The organism is Pseudoalteromonas sp. NCCP-2140, assembly GCF_023708065.1.
In the GTDB taxonomy this organism is placed as follows: Bacteria; Pseudomonadota; Gammaproteobacteria; order Enterobacterales; family Alteromonadaceae; genus Pseudoalteromonas.
In genome coordinates this window covers 1-22,939 of record NZ_BRCZ01000002.1, presented here as the reverse complement: position 1 = coordinate 22,939, position 22,939 = coordinate 1, and the positions used below count along the sequence as shown (strand labels likewise).

The 22,939-nt window shown below is 42.0% G+C and carries 25 protein-coding genes, 2 rRNA genes and 1 riboswitch; of the genes, 7 read left to right on the top strand and 20 right to left on the bottom strand.

All coding sequences use genetic code 11. The features are described 5' to 3' along the window. Positions 1-63: 63 nt before the first annotated feature. The 3 genes from NFU46_RS04010 to NFU46_RS04000 form a co-directional block, all read right to left on the bottom strand. Complete coding sequence (locus tag NFU46_RS04010) at positions 64-1,293, bottom strand: ammonium transporter (RefSeq protein ID WP_054562321.1); 1,230 nt, start codon at positions 1,291-1,293, stop codon at positions 64-66. A 9-nt stretch (positions 1,294-1,302) separates the two neighbouring features. After that, positions 1,303-1,641 carry a P-II family nitrogen regulator gene (locus NFU46_RS04005; RefSeq protein ID WP_054554260.1) on the bottom strand — a complete coding sequence of 113 codons (339 nt, stop codon included), beginning with the start codon at positions 1,639-1,641 and terminating at the stop codon, positions 1,303-1,305. 181 nt (positions 1,642-1,822) lie between these two features. Continuing rightward, complete coding sequence (locus tag NFU46_RS04000) at positions 1,823-3,052, bottom strand: diguanylate cyclase (protein ID WP_062566702.1); 1,230 nt, start codon at positions 3,050-3,052, stop codon at positions 1,823-1,825. 244 nt (positions 3,053-3,296) lie between these two features. Here NFU46_RS04000 and NFU46_RS03995 point away from each other — a divergent pair, with 244 nt between their 5' ends. From NFU46_RS03995 to serA, 5 genes are all read left to right on the top strand, one after another. Further along, positions 3,297-4,814, top strand: coding sequence for a S10 family peptidase (locus NFU46_RS03995; RefSeq protein WP_054562323.1), 1,518 nt, complete (start codon positions 3,297-3,299; stop codon positions 4,812-4,814). Positions 4,815-4,932: 118 nt separating this feature from the next. Further along, complete coding sequence (locus NFU46_RS03990) at positions 4,933-5,499, top strand: hypothetical protein (protein WP_251599927.1); 567 nt, start codon at positions 4,933-4,935, stop codon at positions 5,497-5,499. A gap of 13 nt (positions 5,500-5,512) precedes the next feature. Further along, entirely contained in the window at positions 5,513-6,109 is a 597-nt protein-coding gene (locus tag NFU46_RS03985) for a 5-formyltetrahydrofolate cyclo-ligase (protein ID WP_054562325.1), read from the top strand. Between the two features lie 54 nt (positions 6,110-6,163). Beyond that, positions 6,164-6,817, top strand: a complete 654-nt coding sequence (rpiA, locus tag NFU46_RS03980) for a ribose-5-phosphate isomerase RpiA (RefSeq protein ID WP_054554255.1) — start codon at positions 6,164-6,166, stop codon at positions 6,815-6,817. A gap of 14 nt (positions 6,818-6,831) precedes the next feature. Further along, entirely contained in the window at positions 6,832-8,061 is a 1,230-nt protein-coding gene (serA, locus tag NFU46_RS03975) for a phosphoglycerate dehydrogenase (RefSeq protein ID WP_167659130.1), read from the top strand. Positions 8,062-8,298: 237 nt separating this feature from the next. On the opposite strand, the gene NFU46_RS03970 is transcribed toward serA, so the two are convergent. From NFU46_RS03970 to yaaA, 4 genes are all read right to left on the bottom strand, one after another. Beyond that, positions 8,299-8,592 (bottom strand): HigA family addiction module antitoxin, encoded by a 294-nt coding sequence (locus NFU46_RS03970; RefSeq protein ID WP_054554253.1) that lies wholly within the window; start codon positions 8,590-8,592, stop codon positions 8,299-8,301. Continuing rightward, the gene (locus NFU46_RS03965; protein WP_175082285.1) at positions 8,592-8,870 is read right to left on the bottom strand and encodes a type II toxin-antitoxin system RelE/ParE family toxin; all 279 of its coding nucleotides are present in this window, start codon (positions 8,868-8,870) and stop codon (positions 8,592-8,594) included. Before NFU46_RS03965 ends, NFU46_RS03970 begins: the two co-directional genes overlap by 1 nt. A 370-nt stretch (positions 8,871-9,240) precedes the next feature. Then, positions 9,241-10,176: a mechanosensitive ion channel family protein gene (locus NFU46_RS03960; RefSeq protein ID WP_251599924.1), complete on the bottom strand. Its 936-nt coding sequence runs from the start codon at positions 10,174-10,176 to the stop codon at positions 9,241-9,243. A 117-nt stretch (positions 10,177-10,293) separates the two neighbouring features. Then, positions 10,294-11,073 (bottom strand): peroxide stress protein YaaA, encoded by a 780-nt coding sequence (yaaA, locus tag NFU46_RS03955; RefSeq protein WP_251599921.1) that lies wholly within the window; start codon positions 11,071-11,073, stop codon positions 10,294-10,296. 222 nt (positions 11,074-11,295) lie between these two features. Between yaaA and tal the strand changes: the two genes are divergently transcribed. After that, a complete protein-coding gene (gene tal, locus NFU46_RS03950; RefSeq protein WP_054562329.1) occupies positions 11,296-12,246 on the top strand; it encodes a transaldolase in 951 nt (316 codons plus the stop codon). A 186-nt stretch (positions 12,247-12,432) separates the two neighbouring features. After that, positions 12,433-12,621, top strand: a complete 189-nt coding sequence (locus NFU46_RS03945) for a DUF3545 family protein (RefSeq protein ID WP_054562330.1) — start codon at positions 12,433-12,435, stop codon at positions 12,619-12,621. Positions 12,622-12,919: 298 nt separating this feature from the next. Here NFU46_RS03945 and ung read toward each other — a convergent pair whose 3' ends face one another. From ung to rrf (NFU46_RS03880), 13 genes are all read right to left on the bottom strand, one after another. Continuing rightward, entirely contained in the window at positions 12,920-13,588 is a 669-nt protein-coding gene (gene ung, locus NFU46_RS03940; protein ID WP_175080475.1) for a uracil-DNA glycosylase, read from the bottom strand. Further along, the gene (locus tag NFU46_RS03935) at positions 13,585-14,442 is read right to left on the bottom strand and encodes a cobalamin-binding protein (protein ID WP_175082281.1); all 858 of its coding nucleotides are present in this window, start codon (positions 14,440-14,442) and stop codon (positions 13,585-13,587) included. Before NFU46_RS03935 ends, ung begins: the two co-directional genes overlap by 4 nt. A gap of 1 nt (position 14,443) precedes the next feature. After that, a complete protein-coding gene (cobO, locus tag NFU46_RS03930; protein WP_063527779.1) occupies positions 14,444-15,043 on the bottom strand; it encodes a cob(I)yrinic acid a,c-diamide adenosyltransferase in 600 nt (199 codons plus the stop codon). Positions 15,044-15,052: 9 nt separating this feature from the next. Further along, a complete protein-coding gene (locus NFU46_RS03925) occupies positions 15,053-16,537 on the bottom strand; it encodes a cobyric acid synthase (protein WP_251600712.1) in 1,485 nt (494 codons plus the stop codon). Continuing rightward, on the bottom strand, positions 16,537-17,064 hold the full coding sequence (cobU, locus tag NFU46_RS03920) for a bifunctional adenosylcobinamide kinase/adenosylcobinamide-phosphate guanylyltransferase (RefSeq protein ID WP_251599918.1): 528 nt from the start codon (positions 17,062-17,064) through the stop codon (positions 16,537-16,539). The genes NFU46_RS03925 and cobU overlap by 1 nt, the downstream gene beginning before the upstream one ends. Continuing rightward, complete coding sequence (locus NFU46_RS03915; protein WP_251599915.1) at positions 17,061-17,867, bottom strand: adenosylcobinamide-GDP ribazoletransferase; 807 nt, start codon at positions 17,865-17,867, stop codon at positions 17,061-17,063. Before NFU46_RS03915 ends, cobU begins: the two co-directional genes overlap by 4 nt. A 1-nt stretch (position 17,868) precedes the next feature. Beyond that, a complete protein-coding gene (gene cobT / locus NFU46_RS03910; RefSeq protein WP_175082278.1) occupies positions 17,869-18,930 on the bottom strand; it encodes a nicotinate-nucleotide--dimethylbenzimidazole phosphoribosyltransferase in 1,062 nt (353 codons plus the stop codon). A gap of 3 nt (positions 18,931-18,933) precedes the next feature. Continuing rightward, positions 18,934-19,923, bottom strand: a complete 990-nt coding sequence (locus NFU46_RS03905) for an iron ABC transporter permease (RefSeq protein WP_175080471.1) — start codon at positions 19,921-19,923, stop codon at positions 18,934-18,936. Beyond that, complete coding sequence (locus NFU46_RS03900; protein ID WP_058586526.1) at positions 19,916-20,746, bottom strand: ABC transporter ATP-binding protein; 831 nt, start codon at positions 20,744-20,746, stop codon at positions 19,916-19,918. Before NFU46_RS03900 ends, NFU46_RS03905 begins: the two co-directional genes overlap by 8 nt. A 103-nt stretch (positions 20,747-20,849) precedes the next feature. Further along, positions 20,850-20,917, bottom strand: a riboswitch (cobalamin riboswitch). Positions 20,918-20,977: 60 nt separating this feature from the next. Further along, positions 20,978-21,595: a histidine phosphatase family protein gene (locus tag NFU46_RS03895; RefSeq protein WP_175082277.1), complete on the bottom strand. Its 618-nt coding sequence runs from the start codon at positions 21,593-21,595 to the stop codon at positions 20,978-20,980. A gap of 84 nt (positions 21,596-21,679) precedes the next feature. Beyond that, on the bottom strand, positions 21,680-22,108 hold the full coding sequence (locus NFU46_RS03890) for an FKBP-type peptidyl-prolyl cis-trans isomerase (protein WP_251599912.1): 429 nt from the start codon (positions 22,106-22,108) through the stop codon (positions 21,680-21,682). 543 nt (positions 22,109-22,651) lie between these two features. Then, positions 22,652-22,766, bottom strand: a 5S ribosomal RNA gene (gene rrf / locus NFU46_RS03885). Between the two features lie 58 nt (positions 22,767-22,824). Then, a 5S ribosomal RNA gene (rrf, locus tag NFU46_RS03880) occupies positions 22,825-22,939 on the bottom strand.

Here is a 22,939-nt window from a genome sequence, read left to right as displayed (position 1 = left end):
GTAGAGCTTTGATTTGAACACACAATGATATTGTTATGGGCGTGCTATTTGCACGCACCAAGATTAGTTACTGCGAACTGATACAAACTCAGGGTAAGCATCAATACCACAGTCATGTTGATCCATACCGTTTAGTTCTTCTTCTTCGGTAACACGGATACCCATGGTATTTTTCAGGATTGCCCATACGATTGATGACGCGATGAACACAAATCCTAAGATACATACTAAGCCAATTAATTGATTAACAAAGGTTGCATCAGAGTTTGAAAGTGGTACTAACATGATACCTAATGCACCACACACACCGTGTACAGAGATAGCACCTACAGGGTCATCGATTTTCGCTTTATCAAGAGCAACGATGCTAAATACAACCAGTGAACCACCTAATAGACCAAGTAAACAAGCAAGTAATGGCGTTGGAGATGCAGGTTCTGCAGTGATAGTTACTAGACCTGCTAGTGCACCATTTAGAACCATAGTTAAATCAGCTTTACCCCATAACACTTTACATACAAATAGTGCTGCAATTGCGCCACACGCTGCTGCTGCGTTAGTGTTTAAGAAGATTTTACCAACCGCTGTTGCGTTTTCAGCGTCAGAAACAAGTAGCTGTGAACCACCGTTAAAGCCGAACCAACCCATCCAAAGGATTAATGTACCTAGCGTTGCTAACGGTAAGTTAGAACCAGGAATTGGGTAGATTTCACCGTTTTTACCGTATTTCCCCTTACGAGCACCTAGGAAAAGTACACCAGCTAGCGCTGCCGCAGCACCTGCACCGTGAACGATTGCAGAACCAGCGAAGTCAACAAAGCCCATTTCAGATAAGAAACCTGCGCCCCAAGTCCAGTAACCTTCGATTGGGTAGATGAAACCAGTTAAAACAACAGTGAAAATTAAGAATGCCCATAACTTCATACGCTCAGCAACCGCACCAGATACGATTGACATAGCTGTTGCTACGAACACAACTTGGAAGAAGAAATCAGACTCTAAAGAGTGATCCGCATCAGCAGCTTGAGTGCCGATTAATGCGCCAAATGAAGGGATGAAACCACCTTCTGCGTTATCAACATACATGATGTTGTAACCCACTAATAAGAACATAGTGCAGGCAATAGAAAATAGTGCAACGTTTTTAGTTAGGATTTCTGTTGTATTTTTTGCACGAACTAAACCTGCTTCAAGCATAGCGAAACCAGCCGCCATCCACATTACTAAAACACCCGACATTAAAAAGTAAAAAGTGTCGAGTGAGAACTTCAACTCTACGATAGTGTTTTCCATAATTCCCCCTTAAATTGCTTCTTCATCAAGTTCGCCCGTACGGATACGAACGATTTGGTCTAAGTCGTAAACAAAAATTTTGCCGTCACCAATTTTGCCTGTTGAAGCAATTTTTGTGATGGTTTCAACAACGCGTTGACAATTTTCGCTACGAGTTGCAATTTCAAGTTTGATTTTTGGAATAAAATCGACTTGGTATTCAGCTCCACGATATAGCTCAGTATGACCACGTTGACGGCCAAAGCCTTTAACGTCGACAACTGTCATCCCCTCAATGCCTAAATCAGCCAATGCTTCACGTACATCATCAAGTTTGAATGGCTTTATTATTGCACTAATCATTTTCATAGTGGCCCCCTTCGGACGCTTATTGTTATCCTGTTGGCTTATACAATCCAACCTTTGTGCCACTATTTTTTATTACTTATTTTCAATAACTTAAAAACAAAACTTGGTTTTTGCACAAAAAAAATGCACCCTATTGGTGCATTTTTTTAACAATTAACCAGCGCTGGTGCAATTAGCACAACTATAGTTTAACTAAGCAGTTCCGATCTTGCTGTTTGGCTTGATATAAGGCCTTGTCAGCAATGCGCATCGCAGCTGTAAGCGATACTTTTTGGAATTGAGTCATACCAATACTCATGGTTAATGAGTAAGGCTCACCATTAATAGAAAAGGCATGGCTTGCTAACTGCTCTCTGAAGGTATTGAGTCTCGATTCTGCCTTAGCTAAGTCCATATTATGCAGTACCACGGCAAATTCTTCGCCGCCAATTCTCGCAATAGTGAAGTCATCAAACTTAGTCTTTAAAAATGAAGACACTTGTTTTAGCGCCTGATCACCGGCTTCGTGACCAAACTGGTCGTTCACATTTTTAAAGAAGTCGATATCAAGCAAAGCCAATACGTTTTCTTGCTCAACATTTTTAAGCAGTTTTTCTGCGTATTGATAAAAATAACGACGATTATGCAAGCCAGTTAAATGGTCGCGGTATGCGCTTTCTTTTATATCGGCTATTAAAGCAAGCTGCTCCATGGTTTGCATAACACGGCAATGAAACTCTTCATTCATAAACGGCTTAGTTAAAAAGTCGTTAGCGCCGTATTTAATAAAACGCGCCGATAAACCATGCTTACCGGCACCTGATAAACCGATAATAGCTAAATCATCACGGCCGCGGAAATTACGCACCGCTTTAACGAGCTCAAAACCATCCATTGTTGGCATTGCATAGTCCGTAAGTAGCAGCTTGATTTCAGGATCGTCTTTAAGCATTTGTAGTGCTTGTTCACCATCTTGAGCATCACGTACATCAAACAACTGCTTTTCGAGCATTTGCTTCATTAAAGTGCGACTTAGTACTGAGTCATCAGCCACCAGCGCTTTGCTACCATCGTTTCTAAGTAATTGTGCAACAAGTTTGATCGCATAATGGTATGAGTCGCGGTTATCTTTAACCACATAATCAACCACACCAAGCTCTAACATTTGCTGGCGAATGTATTCATCGATTTTTGAGGTTAGGACAACGGTCGGGATGTTTTTTGATAAGGTGTATTTAGCTACTTCGCCATTCATCGCATCAGGTAGCGTTAAATCGACTAAAGCTAAAGTGTAATCGTGCTCAGAAATTAAAGAGACGCCCTCTTTTAAAGACCACGCAAAGTCGACAGCCACATCTAAATAGTGAGCAGCGAGGTGACGTAACACTTGCTGTACTACTTTACTGTCTTCAACTACTAATACTCTTTGCATTGCAACTTCTCTTTCTTAAGCACGTGTACACAGATTATAAACACGCTAAATATACGCCATTTTTTAATCTAGCTAAATAATTAAGCAAAATATCTTTGCTAAAAAAATGCACTTTTTTGTAACCAGCTCAGTATTTTCGGTTATTTTTCTGTTTAACAGCTAATATTGGTCACTAGTCTCATTAGTTTGTCATCGAGTTTGCTTTACTTTTTAATAGCTGCAATTCGAATAATAAGGAATCAACATGAAACTAGTTAGTTTTATTGGCTTGTCAGTGACAGCACTAACACTGACCTTCAGTACTCCAAGCTTTGCTGATAACGGACGTCGTATTGACGTTGACAGCAAAGTGGTAACAGAGCACAAAGCCCGCATTAATGGTGAGCGCTTTTCATATACCGCAACCACAGGCACGCAACCAGTTTGGAATGAGCAAGGCGATGCCGTTGCAACGCTACAATATACTTATTATACCCGCGATAAAGTAGACGATAGAACAAAACGTCCTTTAGTCTTTTCGTTTAATGGTGGCCCAGGTTCTGCGTCAGTATGGATGCACCTTGCCTATACTGGACCACGTGTATTAAAAATTGATGACGAAGGTTACCCTGTTCAACCTTATGGCGTAAAAGATAACCCTTACTCAATTTTAGACGTGGCTGATATTGTTTATATCAACCCAGTTAACACCGGTTACTCGCGCGTTCTTGAAAACGAAAAAGGTGAGTTGCCAAGTAAGTCAGATCAACAAAAAATGTTCTTTGGTGTTAACGCTGACATCAAATACTTAGCTGAATGGTTAAATACCTTTGTTTCTCGCAACGAGCGCTGGCGTTCACCTAAGTTCTTAATTGGTGAGAGCTATGGTACGACTCGTGTTTCTGGTCTTGCTCACGAATTACAAAATCGCCAATGGATGTATATCAACGGCGTTATTTTAGTATCACCAACTGAAATTGGTATTAAACGTGAAGGCCCGGTAGAAGCTGCTAATCGCTTACCTTACTTTGCAGCAACCGCTTGGTACCACAAAGCCCTTAGCGCAGACTTACAGGCAAAAGACTTAGACGAATTATTACCTGAAGTTGAACAGTTCACTGTGAACAAGTTCTTACCTGCAATTGCTAAAGGTGGTTTTTTACCTGCTGATGAAAAACGTGCCATCATCAAGCAAGCAGCAAAATACGCAGGTTTATCTGAAAAGTTTGTTGAGCAAAATAATCTTGATATTCCAAATAACTTCTTCTGGAAAGAGCTATTACGAGAGCGCGGCCAAACAGTGGGCCGTTTAGATTCTCGTTACCTAGGTATCGACAAGCGTGATGCAGGTGAGTCACCTGATTACTGGGCTGAGCTTACTTCATGGTTACACTCATTCACGCCAGCGATTAACTATTACCTACGTGAAGAGCTTAATTACAAAACCGATATCAAATATAACCTATTTGGTAATGTTCACCCTTGGGACCGCTCAGGCAATAACACAGGTGAAAACTTACGTTTAGCAATGGCACAAAACCCATACTTAAACGTGATGATTCAATCTGGCTACTACGATGGTGCAACAAACTACTTTGATGCTAAATACACAATGTGGCAGTTAGATCCAAGTGGCAAAATGAAAGATCGCTTAAGCTTTAAAGGCTATCGCAGTGGTCACATGATGTATTTACGTCATGCTGATCTTGAGTCATCAAATAATGACTTACGTGATTTTATCCTTAAATCACTGCCTGCCGAAGGTAAAGCTGCAAAATACTAAACAGCGTATTTGCAAAACCATAACAGAAAAAGCCCGTTTTATACGGGCTTTTGTTTTTACGCTAATCTTTTTGGGTATATACTCAAGTCATTGATTTAAGGATTTGGATAATCAGCAAATGGCAGAAAAATTTCGCGTTATGTTTGCAGGGCTTGAAGCCGGTGTAGATCAAGCACAAGCAACAGAGCAACTAGCTGCAAAACTAAAAACAACAACAGATAAAGTTGCGACCCTGTTTGAGCATAAGCCATTATTTGCACCAAGCGAGCAAGATAAAGCACTAAAACAAGCAAAGTTACTCGCCAGTGTTGGCATTAAAGCCAAGCTCCAACCGATTAACCAAGCAGCCACCAGCAGCCAATCAAGCAATACAGCCGCACAGACCAAAGAGCGTGAAGAACGTATTTTTGATGCCCTCGATTACATCACCAGTAGTCTTATTCGCCTAGAAGAAAAACTTGATGACTTAGAGCAACGTTTACCTGAGCTTGAAAATAATAGCGTTGCTGATAGCGACGATAGCTGGCAAGAAGATGACTTGCTACTTGAAGACGAATTAACAGAGCCTGTTAAAAAACGCTCAAACACCCTACTCTATTCGCTTATTGCAATGGTCATTGTGTTATTGATCATTTTGGGTGTAGTAGAGCTTTTTCCTGAACTTTTCTCCTTTTTAGAAAGTTAACACTAATATTGACATGAGCAACACACGAGCAGAAATCAGACAATCTATTCGAAAAAAGCGCAATTCACTGACTGTTGAACAACAAAAAAATGCAGCAATTGCGCTAAAAGTGAATTTTACTCAACACTTAAAATCGCTAAAAACACCTAAAAATGCCCATATTGGCATTTATTTCAGCAATGATGGCGAATTAGACACTTCATTGTTAATTAAAGAATTATGGATGCAAGAGCAGCATTTATATCTGCCTATCATCCACCCCTTCAATGGCACAACTTTATACTTTCAGAGATATGAAGAAAATTCACCCATGACTGCAAACCGCTATGGTATCTTGGAGCCCAAGTTGAATTGCAGTCAAATATGTCCTTTAGACAAGCTTGATATTTTACTTATGCCATTAGTGGCATTTGATGATCAAGGTAACCGTTTAGGAATGGGCGGTGGGTTTTATGACAAAACGTTGGCTCGGTATTACCAAGAAAACTGGCAAAAACCGATTTTGATAGGCCTTGCCCATCAATGTCAGCATGTTTCAGCATTGCCAATTGAATCATGGGATGTACCGCTAAAACACATTATAACCCCAGAGAAAATCTACCAATGGTAAGCAAACTGTTTGTATACTATAGGCCCTCTCTGACAGCTAACTGAGCACATAATTATGACGCAAGATGAATTAAAAAAAGCCGCTGCCTGGGCAGCCCTGGAGTTTGTAAATGAAAATACCATTGTTGGTGTAGGTACAGGCTCTACAGTGAATCACTTTATTGATGCACTTGATACAGTAAAAGACACCATTACTGGTGCGGTTTCAAGCTCAGAGGCTTCAACTGAAAAGTTAAAAGCACTGGGTATTGAAGTATTCGAACTAAACGATGTATCAAGCCTTGATGTGTATGTTGATGGCGCAGACGAAATCAACCCACACAATGAGATGATCAAAGGCGGTGGTGCAGCGCTGACACGCGAGAAAATCGTTTCAGCGGTAGCAAAACAATTTGTTTGTATTGTTGATGAATCTAAAGAAGTTACAACATTAGGCGCATTTCCACTGCCGGTTGAAGTGATCCCAATGGCACGCAGCTATGTAGCGCGTGAACTAGTAAAACTAGGCGGTGACCCTGTTTACCGTGAGGGTGTTGTAACAGATAACGGTAACGTCATTTTAGACGTGCACAATTTAGATATCAGCAACGCCAAAGAATTAGAACTAACAATCAACCAGATTGTTGGTGTAGTAACAAACGGCTTATTTGCCCATCGCGGCGCAGATAAAGTCATTATCGGCACCAAAAACGGGCCGCAAATAAAGTAAATAGGAATGAGGATATGAGTAAGGTATCGTTAGCAAAAGACAAAATTAAAATTCTCTTGCTGGAAGGCGTGCACCAAAGTGCTGTAGAAACGCTTAAGCGTAATGGCTACAGTAATATTGATTACGTAAAAACATCCTTACCTGAAGACGAGCTCATTGAGCGCATTAAAGATGTGCACTTTGTAGGCCTTCGTTCTCGCACTCATATTAATGAAGCGGTATTAGAAGCAGCTGAAAAGCTAGTCGCAATCGGCTGCTTCTGTATCGGTACTAACCAAGTCGACCTGCAAGGTGCTCGCGAACGTGGTATTGCAGTATTTAACGCACCATTCTCAAACACCCGCTCTGTAGCAGAATTAGTACTTGGTGAAATCTTATTATTACTTCGTGGTATTCCAGAGCGTAATGCCCTAGCACATCGTGGTGGTTGGTTAAAATCAGCCAACGGTTCATTTGAAGCACGTGGTAAAACGTTAGGTATTATTGGTTACGGCCACATTGGTACACAGCTAGGTATCATGGCTGAAAATATCGGTATGAACGTTGAGTTTTACGATATCGAAGATAAACTAACGCTGGGTAATGCAACACAAGTTCATAACCTAACTCAGTTATTACAACGTGCTGATGTTATTAGCTTACACGTACCAGAAACACCGCAAACGAAAAACCTAATAGGTATGGCTGAGCTTGAAGTAATGAAGCAAGGCGCGATCTTGATCAATGCTTCTCGCGGTACTGTTGTTGATATTGACGCTCTAGCAGAATCACTGCGTGATAAAAAGCTGAGCGGCGCTGCAATCGACGTGTTCCCTGTAGAACCAAAATCAAATGATGAAGAGTTCGTATCACCGCTTCGCGAGTTCGATAACGTGATTCTGACTCCGCATATTGGTGGTTCAACTCAAGAAGCACAAGAAAATATCGGTATTGAAGTAGCAGGCAAACTTGCTAAGTACTCAGATAATGGCTCAACCATTACGGCGGTTAACTTCCCTGAAGTATCACTGCCTGAGCTTGCAAACCGCAGCCGCTTATTACACGTGCACCACAACCGCCCAGGTGTTCTAACGCAAATTAACCAAGCATTTGCACAGCACGGCATTAATATCGCAGCCCAGTACTTACAAACTGACGAAGCGATTGGTTACGTAGTAATTGATGTAGATACAGACCAATCAGAAGTCGCTCTTAAAGAGCTAAGTGCTGTTGAAGGGACTATCAGAGCACGTATCCTTCACTAATCGTTGGCATATCGAATAGATAAAAAGCGCAACCAGTTAAACTGCTTGCGCTTTTTTTGTAGGACAAAACTTTAAGGTAGGTTGGTTTGAGTATAAGCCGTAAATTTTAAACTCTAAGTCAAAATAACTCACCGTAGTCGTGAAATTTATTTCGCTCGATGGCTTATTTCTTATAAATAACACACAAGAAATTTCAGGTGAACAGCCAAAGTAGCAACAAGCTTGTGATTATTCTCATTACGCTACTGCAAAACTAATAGGGTGTACCTTGGTTAGGTTAACATTTTGTTTAGCTTGCCAAAGATTGTAATTATCTTGCATCGATAGCCAACTTTCAGGGCTTCTACCCAAAGCCTTAGATAATCTTAATGCCATTTCAGGAGTAATAGAGCTCTGCCCCTTAAGGACTCTGTTAAGAGTTGAAGGTGAGACATCCAATTGTTTCGCGACAAATCTACAGCTGTAACCGAACGGCTCCATATATACATCGGAAATAAATTCACCCGGATGCGGTGGATTATGCATAGTCATTAGTGATAATCCTCGTAGTTTAATATGTAGGCGTTACCATCTTTGAATTCGAATGTTACTCGCCAATTACCATTTACAGTTATTGACCAAACACCATCACGATTGCCTTTTAATGGATGCAACTTAAACCCAGGTAAGTCGATATCTTCAATAATCGAAGCGGTATCTATAGCGGCTAGTTGCATTCTCAAACGGCGCTCGTGTTTGGCTTGAATCCCTGCTTTGTTTCCAGTCTCGAAGAACTTTTTCAAGCCTTTATGTTTGAATGTCTTGATCATTGCCAAAGTGTAGCGTGCTGCGCAACAGGTGTCTACTTTAATTATAATCCCCTCGCTTAGGGGGAATAACCGTAGACTAAAATTTGAAGCGGAGCAAAAACCAACGCATTAATTAAAAGCTTTAAGCCGTAAGTTTTAAACTCTAAGTCAAAATAGCTCATCGTAGGCGTGAATTTATTTCGCGCGAGGGTTTATTTCTTACAAGTAAAACACCTATCATTTCTAATAAACAGTAAAAGTGAGAGCAAGCTTGTATTTGGACAAAAAGTTTTTAGAGTCAAAAACGATTCACTCTGTCTAGTCAAAAATAAACTCTCCCCCACCTCAAACACACTTCCCTGTGTAAATCACGCCGATGAGTCAGTAAGTTTTACTCATCGGTTTGCGGTGCCTCAGCGCCTTTATCTTGCTGTTTTTCGCTTATCATGGCATTTAATTTCTCGCCGCCTTTTATGCCAAAATCTAACGTGCGGATTGGGAATGGGATGGTCATATCAGCTTCGCTTAGGGCGTTTCTAACTGCCACAACAGCCTTGTGACGAACGGTCATGAAATCCGCTTCGCCAGGGTACTTAATCCAAAACCAAACTAGTAAGTTAACGCTGCTATCACCAAAGCTTTCGGCGTAAACTGCGGTTTCTTCTTGTTTAATCACAAAATCAAACTCATTGATTTTTTTAACAATCACCTCAGCGGCTTGCTCTGGATCGTCAGCATACGAAATCCCCACTGGCACTTCGATACGACGCACACCTAAGGTACTGTAGTTACTGAGTATATTTCTAAATAGAATCTTGTTAGGCACTAATATAAGTTGCCCATAAAAGTTCTCAATGAGGGTATTTCTAAGGTTAATCGCCCGTACAGTACCAAACACGCTTTCGGTGCGAATCACATCACCTGTTTTAAATGGTTTGCGAATACCCATAGCAATACCCGCTATAAGGTTCTCTGTCATGTCCTGAAAGGCAAAACCAATCGCAAGACCAACAATACCCGCACCAGCAAGTAATGAGGTGACAGTGCCTCTGAGCCCCAAGAAATCAAGGGCTACAAATAAGCCAACGCATAACACGATGACTTTTACGATCGATGACATTAAGTCTGCGATTTGCGAAGACTCTAACGAGCGGCGTAATAGCTTTCTAAGCATTGACCCAACGATACGCGCCAGCAATGAAAATACAATGGTGATGATCACTGCGACAATGAAGTTTGGAATATGGCTTATGATGATATCAACCCAGCCACCGAGCTTTTCTTCTATAAGTTTTTCGGCCTCACCGACGGTTGGTATTTTTAACATGCGACTACCTGATACATTAAGAAACATAACAGGTGTTTTGCAAAATAAGCGCCAGTTTCATACAAGCACAAAAAAGCCGTGCTTCGCACGGCTGTTCTAAATCATTTTACTAAAAATTTAGTTCTGCTCTTCTCGTAAGAAAACAGGCTCTAATTCTTTTGCTGTTGCATCGCTACTAAAGTAATAACCTGCAACAGTGAAATCTTTTAATTCACTTAATTGAGTGATTTTATTTTCAATGATGTAACGTGCCATCATGCCGCGGGCTTTTTTCGCATAAAAGCTGATCACTTTATATTGGCCGTTTTTACAGTCTTTAAAATGTGGAGTGACGATTTGTGCATTTAATGCTTTTTTATCAACCGCTTTAAAATACTCATTCGAAGCAAGGTTTACCAAGTATTTGCTATCTTGCTCAGCAAGCACTGTATTAAGCTTTTCGGCGATAACACTGCCCCAAAACTCATATAAGTTTTTACCACGTGGGTTTTCTAACTTAGTGCCCATTTCAAGGCGGTAAGCTTGCATTAAATCTAATGGTTTAAGCACACCATAAAGGCCAGACAAAATACGTAAGTGCGACTGTGCGTAATCAAGATCAGCATCGCTTAACGTTTGCGCATCTAAGCCACCGTATACATCACCATTAAAGGCTAGCACGGCTTGTTTTGCGTTGTCTTGGGTAAATGGCTGTGACCACTCGGCGAAGCGTGCCGCATTCAAACCAGCTAGTTTATCGCTGATTTTCATTAGGCTACCAATTTGCGCTGGTGTTAAATCACGGCAAACTGACATTAACTCTTCGCTGTGCTCGAGTAATTCAGGTTGAGTGAATTTATCGGTCGTGGCTGGTGTTTCGTAATCTAAATTTTTTGCAGGTGAAATAACAGTGATCATACTTAGCTATTGACTTGTAATTTGTTTGATGTCAATTTCAACATTAATTGAATCAAAATGCACGTTTTGTTTCGTCCTGCCTTTATCCGCTGTTCTTTTCATACATAATGTTCTAGTTTTCTGTATTAAGGACATTTGACCTATTAAACACTGTCATAGTGTTGCAGCATAAAGGCCGCTATAATGGATTTTCTTTTAACTTGCTTGGAATGAGGAAAGCAAATGACTTCAGCACTACAAAGGCTTAAACAGCATTCATCTATTGTTGCAGATACAGGTGATATCGAAGCTATCAAAAAGCACCAACCAGAAGATGCAACAACAAACCCATCTCTACTTTTAAAAGCCAGTGAAATTGAAGCGTATAAGCCTTATTTAGATAAAGCGTGGCAATATGCCAAAGAAACCGAGCAAGATGCAGCTAAACAACTTGAGTTAGCATGTGATTACTTTGCAGTATTAATTGGTAAAGAAATTAGCGAAATAGTACCGGGTTATATCTCAACAGAGGTAGACGCACGTTTATCATTTGATACCCAAGCGACTATCGACAAAGCCCACACTTTACTGAGCCTTTACGAAAAAGAAGGCGTTAGCAAAGATAAAATCTTAATCAAAGTTGCATCAACCTGGGAAGGTATCAAAGCCGCTGAGCAACTTGAAAAAGAAGGCACTAAGTGTAACTTAACGCTGTTATTCTCTGAAGCACAAGCACGCGCTTGTGCCGATGCAAATGTATTTTTAATTTCACCATTCGTTGGCCGTATCTTAGACTGGCACGTTGCTAACGGTATGGAAAAACCAACTGATCCGCTAAACGATCCTGGTGTGCAATCTGTACGTAGCATTTACGAATTCTACAAACGCCACGACTACAAAACAGTTGTTATGGGCGCAAGCTTCCGTAACACAGGCGAGATCATCGCACTGACTGGCTGTGATAAGTTAACGATTAGCCCTGGTCTTTTAGAAGAGTTAGGCCAATTAACGGATGCACAAGAGTACCTACTAGAGAGCGACTTTACTGTTGAAGAAAAACCAGCACCACTAACTGAAAGCCAGTTCCGTTGGTTACATAACCAAGATGCTATGGCGACAGAAAAACTTGCTGAGGGTATTCGCTCTTTTGCACAAGCACAGCTTGAATTAGAAGCACGCTTTAAAGCAATGTAATTCAAATTACAGCATTTTTTTAAACGCCACCGCTAGGTGGCGTTTTTGTTTCTAAAATAACTAATCCTTTGATCTATTCATCTATCAATCACACTTCTGTAACAGTATTGTCACTTTTTTATTCTATTTTTGAGCAGCCTGTGGTATAGGTATTTCCGAGGTTCAAAAAATCAATAGGAGAAGTTCATGGATAGCCTAGACGATATTTTAGAAATATTAGAAGGTCCTAGTAAAACAAAAAAGACCTCTACAAAAAATAAAAAGAGAAAATGGCGCGAAATCGAAGCTTTGAAAGACAAGCATAGACTTCGCAAAGAACTACAGGAGTTAGACTATTTCACAGACAGCATTGAGCTTGATGAATTAGACTTTTAATTAAAGGCCCGCAAGGGCCTTTTGCATTTGTGCTTATACCCAAGCCACCTCAAGATGCAGAATTCAGCGTTTCACAGGTGCTTAAAATCAAGGCGTTGCTTTGCAAGAATGGCCATCCCTTTTAAGAAGCAACAACGATGAGAGTAAGTGCCTGTGAAGCGCCCAAAGGGTTGGTTTAAAAGCGATTTATACTGCGTTATTGATTTTAACAATAGAACCACTATTACTTGCAATCAATGCCTTGCCTAAATCGCTTTTAATTCCAACTGAAACTCACACCTTGAGGTGGTTTGGGTATTTATTGTGGCAACGACCAATTTACTGGCGCTTTATTTTGATCAGTAAGTAGCTGGTTTGTCTTTGAAAAATGCTGACAACCAAAAAAGCCACGATGTGCAGAAAGCGGTGATGGATGCGGGCCTTGGATCACATGATGACGCGAGGTATCAATGTGTTTACCTTTTTTCTGAGCATGCGCGCCCCATAACACAAACACCACACCGTCACAGTGCTGATTAATAAGCGCAATTACTGCATCGGTAAATTGCTCCCAACCAAGGTGCTTATGAGAATGAGCTTGCCCTTGCTCAACCGTTAATACCGTGTTGAGTAAGAACACGCCTTGTTCGGCCCAGCTTTGCAAATAGCCATGATGAGGTATCTCAAAACCTTCGATATCTGTTGCCAATTCTTTGTACATGTTTTTCAAAGACGGCGGCAGCTTTTTAACTTCAGGCAATACCGAAAAACACAAACCATGGGCTTGGCCTTCTCCGTGGTAAGGATCTTGCCCTAAAATAACCACCTTAACTTCATTCAGAGGTGTGGCTTCAAAAGCTGAGAATACCTGTTCGTCTTTCGGATAAACGGTAACGCCTGCTGCGCGTCTATCGGCCACATATTGCAAGGTTTCTTGCATGTAGGGCTTAGCAAGCTCGGTATCTAGAAATGTTTGCCAATCGATCATTTTGAAGCCTGTATTTGCTGTCGAGAAACGTCTATTTTACCACACATGTCGGTCAAACCATCAAGCATTCGGGTTGTAAAACGGTGCAATAAGTCTGCGTTTACACTAATAAACTGGTTATGTTGCACCGCTGGCAATTCAGGCCATTGTCGCCAATCAATTTTAGGCTGAGGCTTTTTCGATTTTTCATCTGGAATAATCACTACCTCTGGATTGGCAACCAATACATTTTCAATACTAATGCGCGGGTAGTCTGTATCACTATTAGCGAACACATTATCCGCATGACAAATAGTTAATAGCTGATTGATCCAAGTGTTTCCGCCAACTGTCATCATTGGCTCAGGCCATAATTGATAAAACACTGACACTTTCGGCTTGCCTTCTTGCGCAGTACGAATAGCATTGAGTTTAGTTTCAAACTCTTTAGCTACTTTATTTGCCTTGGTTTGCAAGTGCGTAAGCGTGCCTAGTTTACGCAGCTCATCAGCCACATTATCAACCTGATTTGGGTTGCTGTACGCTACCGGAATACCTAATTTTTCAATGTAAGCGAGATCTTCGGCTTTGTTACCCGTTTTCCAAGCCAGAACTAGGTCTGGTTTTAACGACAACAGTTTTTCCATGTTAATTCCGTAATAGCCGCCTACTCGTTCGATATCATTCGCTTGCTGAGGAAAGTCTGCATAGTCAACGGTACCGACAATGCGCTCTCCTGCTCCAATGGCAAATAGGTTTTCAACGATGTGCGGTGCTAAGGCAACGATACGCTGCGGCTCTTTAATTTCATGAGCCTGAGCCAATGCAGGTAAATAAAATAAAACCCCTAAGAGTGCAAACTTGATGGTTCTCATGTTAAAAATCGAACCCTTTTTGCGCTTTTATTCCTGCATCAAAAGCGTGTTTTACGTTTCTGACTTCACTGACTGTATCAGCTAAGTCGGTCAGTTTACGGTGCGCACCACGACCTGTAATAATCACCGATTGCATAGCAGGGCGAGAGCTAACAGCTTCTAGCACTTCGTCTAAATCAATATAACCGTAGGTAATCATATAGGTTATTTCATCTAGCATAACGAGATTAATCGACTCATCCTTCAGCATTCTTTTTGCTTCTTGCCATGTCACTTGCGCAGCAGCTGTATCTGACTCTTTATTTTGTGTTTCCCAAGTAAAACCGGTGTTCATAATAACAAATTCAACCCCTGCTTTTTCCAGTAGGTTGCGTTCACCGCACTCCCATGTGCCTTTAATAAACTGACACACAGCGGCTTTCATTCCGTGACCTACCGCACGTGCAACAGTACCAAAACCAGAAGTCGATTTACCCTTACCGTTGCCAGTTATAACCTGAAAAATACCCTGCTCTTTTTGTGCAGCAGCAATCCGTTCGTCGACTTTTTGTTTTACTTTTTGTTGGCGTTGTTGGTGCTTATCTTGATTCTGTTCGCTCATTGTTGTTCCTTATGTCTCTAAATTGAAGTTCTCATAAATATTGATGATTTGTTCAATATCGAGATTATCTGCTACTACACTAGCTAAACGGCTTAACTGCTGTTCACGGTTTAAGTTAATATCAATTGGCTTAATTTGGCTATTTGGTGCAAGCCAAGTTATTAGCTCAGATACGCCCTCAGGGGTATCGAACAAGCCATGTAAGTAAGTACCTGCTACTTGGTTATCATCACTAATAAAACCATCTACTTTGAATCCACTTGGGTGTTCATTAAAACTCAAAAATGGCTTATCAAGTGCCGGCCCTTGACTAATCCCGGCGTGAATTTCATAACCAGATATTGCTTTATCGCTATTGTTTAAATGAAGTATGCCGGAGACTTGGCTTAGTACTTTTTGTTGCCCTAATTGCGTTTCAAAGTCAGCAAGCCCTAACCCTGCTGCGCTGCCTAAATTAGACTCCACTGCATGTGGATCAGCAAGGTAGTTGCCTAACATCTGCAGCCCACCACATACTCCAAGCACTTTACCGCCATAGCGTAAATGACGTGTTATTTGTTTATGCCAGCCTTCATTTTTTAAAAACGCTAAATCGCCGAGTACATTTTTACTACCCGGAATAATAATCAGATCAACACTTGGAATAGCCTGAGTATGACGTACATACTGTAAATCGATTTCGGGTTGTAATCGCAGTGCATCAAAGTCTGTGTGATTACTAATATGAGGAAGTAGCAGCACCGCTATGCGTAATTGCGGTTTATCGACCTGATTAGTTATAGCAACGGCATCTTCAGCATCGAGTGCTAAGTCATGTAAATAAGGTAATACCCCAAGTACTGGCTTATTGGTGTATTGCTCTAACCAATCAAGGCCACCTTGCAATAACGCAATATCGCCCCGAAAACGATTAATCACAAAGCCTTTAACGCGCGCTTGCTCCGACTCAGACAACAAGGCTAACGTTCCGACTAAATGGGCAAACACACCGCCTTTATCGATATCTGCAATAATGATCACTGGGCAATCTACCGCCTCGGCGTAACCCATATTGGCAATATCGTTTTCGCGCAGGTTAATTTCTGCAGGGCTCCCTGCACCTTCAACAACCAGTAATTCAAAACGCTCACTTAAGCGCTGCTGCGAAGTAAGAACTGCATCCATCGCCACTTTTTTGTAGTCATGATAACTGCCCGCTTCCATATTCGACAGCGCTTTGCCATGAACGATTACCTGCGCTCCAGTATCGCTGTTAGGTTTTAATAAGATAGGATTAAAATCGACTTCTGCGGGCACTTTTGCCGCTACAGCTTGCAAAGCTTGTGCGCGACCTATCTCGCCACCATCTGCGGTTACAGCGCTATTTAACGCCATATTTTGTGGCTTAAAGGGCGCAACCTTTATGCCTCGCTCAGCAAAGATTCGGCAAAGTGCTGCTACAAGAGTACTTTTACCTGCATCTGAGGTCGTGCCTTGCACCATTATTGTTTTCATCATTGTTCTCTTTTTAAGGTTTGTGCAAGACCTGCAATCACAAACTCAACACGTGCAACTTGCTGTGCTAAGGCTTGATGCAACCAACCTGAATGATCAACAAACTGACGGCTTAACTCACCCAGCGGCACAATACCATGACCCACTTCATTGCTGACAAAAATCACCTCACCCGGCAATTGCGATAGCACATCGAGTAAGGCCGCTTTTTGCTCAAGCCAAAATGCTTCACCCTGCTGGCATAAGCAATTACTCAACCATAGGGTTAAACAGTCCACTAAAATACAGTTTCCAGCTCGGCTATGTTGTTGTAGTGCTTTAGCCAAATACAAAGGCTCTTCAACAAGCTGCCAATGCTTAGCGCGCTCTGCTTGATGCCTGTTAATTCGGGCTGTCATTTCTTCATCACCCGCATTTGCTGTGGCAATGTAGATAAGCGGCTTGTTTGAACTTATTGCCTGCTGCTCTGCAAAACGGCTTTTACCGCTGCGAGCACCGCCTAAAATTAAAGTATGTTCCTGGCTCATAATAAGCTCACCAAGCAAAGGTAAGTAACAAGCTCAGATACTTGCTGGGCTGCACCTAAGCAATCGCCGGTGTAGCCAGATAACTGTTTTTCAAACCAGCGCTTTAATAGTAAACGAGTAACAAACAGCACACTGACGAGTATTAATAATTGCCCTAGAGTGAAGCTAAAAAACAACCATGCAATTGCTAATACCGCACCGCCAGTTGCTAACAGTATTTGATAACTTTGCGTGCTTAAATGCATCGCAATGGGTTTTACTTTAGATGTGGCGTCCTGACTTACATAGTCCATATCTGCAATTAAGCTTGTTGCAACAACCCGGCTCAAGCTTTGCCCTAAAACAAGTGCAATAATCACAGTACTGGTTACTTCACTAAGTGCAACGAGTGTTTGGTACTTAATTAATAAGGCCATCACTAACGCCGCAGCACCATAGGTACCTAAGCGACTGTCTTTCATAATGCTCAGCTTATCTGCAACGTGCCAACCACCACCAAAGCCATCCCAGACATCAGCTAGGCCATCTTCATGGAATGCCCCTGTGATTATCAAGCTAAACGCCATAACTAACGCGACTGCAATGGCTGCAGGGAATAACCAACTTAGCAGTAAAAAACTCAGCGCTAAAAGTGCACCTAATATCACACCGACCAATGCAAAATAGCGGCTGGCCTGATTGAGTGCCTGACTCGATACTGCAAAGTTTAATTTAACGGGGATACGCGTTAAAAAACTAAGCGCTAGCAAAAATAGCTGAAGCTGACTTGGGGTAGAATCAGAAGTGTGTTGTTCAGCGCTCATATCAGACAACTTGCTCAACATTAGCATCGGCAAAACTTGCCATGTCATTATAAAACGCCAAAGATGCTTGCAGTAAAGGTAAGGTAAGCGCAGCCCCAGTGCCCTCTCCTAAACGTAAATCAAGCTGCAATAAAGGTGCTGCATGCAAGGCATTGAGCATTGCTTTGTGCCCTTGTTCATCAGAGGCATGAGCAAATATCATGTAATCGCGAGCGTTTGCATTAATCCGAGTTGCAACAAGCGCTGCTGCTGTACAAATAAAGCCATCCACGATCACCGCCATGCCAAGCTCGGCAGCAGCTAAAATAGCACCGGTGATCTGAACAATTTCAAAACCACCTAATGCCGCAAGCGTCATTAATGGGTCGTCAAAATGAGTTTGGTGTAATTGAAGGGCTTGCTCAACAACTTTAATTTTTTTAGCGATAACCTCGTCGCTCACACCTGTGCCTTTACCAACACATTGGCTGGCAGGTAAAGACAAAATGGCAGCCATTAATGCCGCAGCACTTGTGGTATTGCCAATGCCCATCTCACCAAAGGCGATGGTATTGCAGCCTTGCTCATAGAGTGAATGAACTCGCTGCTTAGCTAATTCAAACCCTTTTTCAACCTGATTAAGAGACATAGCCATTTCAGTATTCAGTGGTGCAGTGATGTCACCTAAACGCTGGTTATGCACACTTTTATCATGTGAAGTACTGAGTGTTCCGGCGTCAACAACTTCTAGCTGCCAGCCCAGCTGACGGCAAAACACGTTGATCGCTGCGCCTCCTGCTGCAAAGTTTGCCACCATTTGCGATGTAACGCTGCTAGGAGCAATCGACACACCTTGGCTTGCCACACCATGATCGCCCGCAAATACAACGAGAGAAGGGTTTGAAATAACCGGTTTAAAGGCAACTAGCGCCTGCTCATTATCAAGCTGCTTTGAAAAAATAAGCGTTAATTGTTTGGCACAACTTTCAAGCTGACCTAAAGCGCCTAGCGGCTTTGTTTTAAGGTCTATTTTTTGTTGAATTACAGCCGAAAATTGCTGATTAAGAGGCATGATATTAAACATTAGCTACCTGCTCTGTTTACGAAAATAAAGTAAGAATAAAAAGAACACACTACCGATAGCGGCTGTGATCACACCAACAGGTAGTTCTTGGTTATTCAATAGGGTTCGGCATAACACATCGACCCACACCATAAAAATACCTCCGACCAATGAGGTCATAACTAAGTTATGGCTGCTGCCTTGCGGCGAAAAGTAGCGCACAATATGTGGGATCATCAGGCCGACAAAACCAACGCCCCCACACATAGCAACAAGCACCGCTGTTATTAATGAACTTAGCAGCAGCATCATGATCCGAAAGCGTTGCACATGAATCCCCAAAGTCGCAGCACTTTCATCACCAAGCAGCATTGCATTTAGCTGACGACGAAATGCAACCATCAGTGTCATGCAGGCAATAATAACGGTAAATGGCAGCCAAAGAGTGTCCCACTGGGCACGAGAAAAACTGCCCATCGTCCAAAACAAAATGGCGGTGATGGCTTGTGGATCGCTAAAATAAAGCAGCAGACTAGTCAGAGCACTAAATAAGAAAGATAGAGCAACACCTGCGAGTAACATGGCTTCAACTTGGCCAACATGACGACGCCCTGCAATAGCAATAAGCAACAGCATAGAAAGTAAGCTTCCGGCAAATGCTGCAACTGACATACTAAAGCCAAAACTCACACCGGTTAGGGCAATAAAGCACACCACACCAAATGAAGCTCCAGAAGAAATACCAAACAAGTAAGGGTCAGCAAGCGGGTTTCGGGTTACGGTCTGCAAAATTAGTCCTGCCAGAGCAAGCCCTGAGCCTGCTAAGAATGCCAGCACCGTTCTTGGCATACGCAACTGCCAAATTATACGCTGCACAAATTCATCGCTACCTTGGCTAAACAAACCATTAAAAACATCACTCAGTGGCGTATTTGCAGCACCAAAGCTCAATGCTAAAAAACAACTAATAAGCCCTACGACAACACAGATACTTAAACGCATTGCATCAGTCATTTTGATGCTCCTGTGTCTGATAGCCATAAAAATAAGTGATGTGCGGAATAAACTTATCAGTGCTTGATTGCGGGTGAGCAGATACCGCTGCGCAGACACCAAATACATCACTCAACAGCTGCTCTGTTAGCACCGCTTTTGGTTGCCCCTGGCAAACCAAACGCCCTTCATCAATCACCAATAATTCATCACATAAACTCGCCGCGAGATTTAAATCATGGAAAGAGGCAAGCACAGTCACATCGAGGGACTTTGCTAATTCCATTATTTGAATTTGGTATTTAACGTCAAGGTGACTGGTAGGTTCATCCATGATGAGCAACTTAGGTTGTTGTACGATAGAGCGTGCAATAAGCGCTCTTTGCTTTTCGCCACCTGAGAGCGAATCAAATGCTTGCTCACTATGATGAGACAAACCAACCTGCTCTATAGCTTGATATATTCGCTGCTTATCATTGGCAGACGTGCCGCTGAAAAGTCGCTTATGAGGTGTTAAACCTAAACTCACTACATCGAACAAAGACAAATTAAACTGCGATGGAGACTCTTGTAAAACCACTGCAACCTGCTTTGCATATTCATCAGCACTGATTTGCCAAATATCTTGACCGCTTAGCAGCACAACCCCTTGCTGAGGTTTCAAGTAACGATAAAGGCAACGCAGCAAGCTTGATTTACCCGCACCATTAGGGCCGAGTAGACCGATAAATTGCCCTGCTTTTAACTCAAGGTTAATTGATTTAAGTATAGTTTTATTCGCAGTACCCCAACTTAAATCAGACACTGATATTAATGGCGCAGCGCTAAGGCTATTTTGTTGCAAGCTTATTCTCTCTTGGCGAGTAATCACAACGCACAAGAAAGCACTGGTAAGTACCAGAAAATGATGTGAGTTGACCCGCTCGATGATTAGTTTTTAGTGCTAAGTATCTGGCTGACCATTATTTAGATGGATTACAGTTGCGGGAACAGCTGGAGAATTTCACTCCATTCCATAGCATATGAGTATTATGGCGGGCTAAGTAAATAATTCAATGAATATCGCTCTAGATGGCTAAAAAACAATTTTGGGCCAAGCCTGTCCTTGTTCATCTATATATACATCGAGTGTAATAAGCCCCGCATAAGGAAGGTGAAAAACATTTAAATGCGTGGCTGATTGTTTTGGCATCTGACAAACAATAGCGAGGATTTGTTTAATCACACCTGCATGACTTATTACCAATGACTGTTCATGCTTGGATTCACATAGTGATTGTAAAAATGTTTGCCACCATGCCTCCACTCGTGCGTAAAAGTCTGCCATAGATTCACCATTGGGCACTTTTACTTGCCAAGGATGCTGCCAAAAATCACCAATATGAGGTTTACTCGTTTGCTGCCAAAGCTGTTGGTAGTCTTGGCCATCCCAATCACCAAAATTAAACTCTTTTAGCGCGTTATAATAGTGTACATGCAGTGAGTGTTGATTTGCTAAATAATCAGCGTGGACTGAGCAACGCTTGAGCGGAGAGCTATATATGGCATTTAAATGTATGAGATCGGCAGAAGCTTGGCGCATTTGTTCAAGGCCTTGCTCAGATAAACCGACATCGATTTGCCCAGAAAGAATTCCGGGCCTAGCGATTTCACCATGGCGAAGAAAGTAAACTCGTGAAGTAAATGCGTCCATAATGTTCCTCAGTAAACCAATAGTGAACGTTAACGCGTTTTAAGCCCTCTGTCGACTTATGCTAAGGGACACATCCGAAGAGAGTTAAGCTAAACGCATTAAACGAACGTCAAAATGTAGCACTGCATTTGCGCCAATCTTGCCACCGTTACCTTTTTTACCCCAAGCAAGCTCTGGAGGGATCACAAATTCATAGCGAGAGCCGATATTCATTAATAACAATCCTTCTCTTAACCCTTCTATAGCTTCGCTTAAAGCGAACACCTCAGGCATACCCGCTTTATAACTGTCGGCAATCACATTGCCATCAGCAAGCATAATACGTTGGTTAATAACCACTGTATCGAATTCTGATATGCGTTCTCCTTCAACATCATCAATCACTTTATACATTAAGCCCGACGGGCATAGATGTGTATCTGGATGCGATGAGAACTTAGAAATAAATGCTTCACTATTTTTACGATTTAAACCTGAAGAGCCTTTTGACTTAGTCGTTTTCTTACGAGACACAGCAAACCTCAATTGTATTACAAATATAAAACGCTTTATCGCATAACAAGGTAAGGGAAGCAAGTTTGCGAGAGTAAAGTTGCAAGTTAGAAGGGGAAATAAAGGGGAAGGATATGAGTTAGAAAGAGTAAAGTTTGAGGATCTGGCGTAGGTTGGGTAGAGTGCAGCGAAACCCAACACAGAGCTATCAGCTTTCAGCCGTCAGCGATCAGCCACGCGGTGTGGGTGTTTGGGTCAGAGTCTCTTTAAGTAATAAAATCTTGTAGGAGGCACTTCAGTGCCGAAATAATAAAACAAAAATATTCATTGCTGAAGTCATTCTTACGCCAGACTTGACCTTGGAATTTAAACTTTACCCTTGCTAACTCGTGTTGGGTTTCGCTCCGCTCTACCCAACCTACCTGGAGAATGAATAGGGTGAATGCTGAGGGAGTCTCTGCACTAAACAACCCCACAGTTCAGCTGACGTCTGACGGCTGAAAGCTGACAGCTCCCAGACGCAAAAAAGCCCGACTCTTTCGAATCGGGCTTTCTTTAATAGGATCCTGGCGATGACCTACTTTCACATGGCAAATGCCACACTATCATCGGCGCTGTTTCGTTTCACTACTGAGTTCGGCATGGGGTCAGGTGGGTCCAAAACGCTATTGTCACCAAGAAAATTCTTTTCAATTTTCTTATTATTTTTAATTTAAAGTCTTGCGACTGAATTTGGAGCCTGGCGATGACCTACTTTCACATAGCAGCTGCTACACTATCATCGGCGCTGTTTCGTTTCACTACTGAGTTCGGCATGGGGTCAGGTGGGTCCAAAACGCTATTGTCACCAAG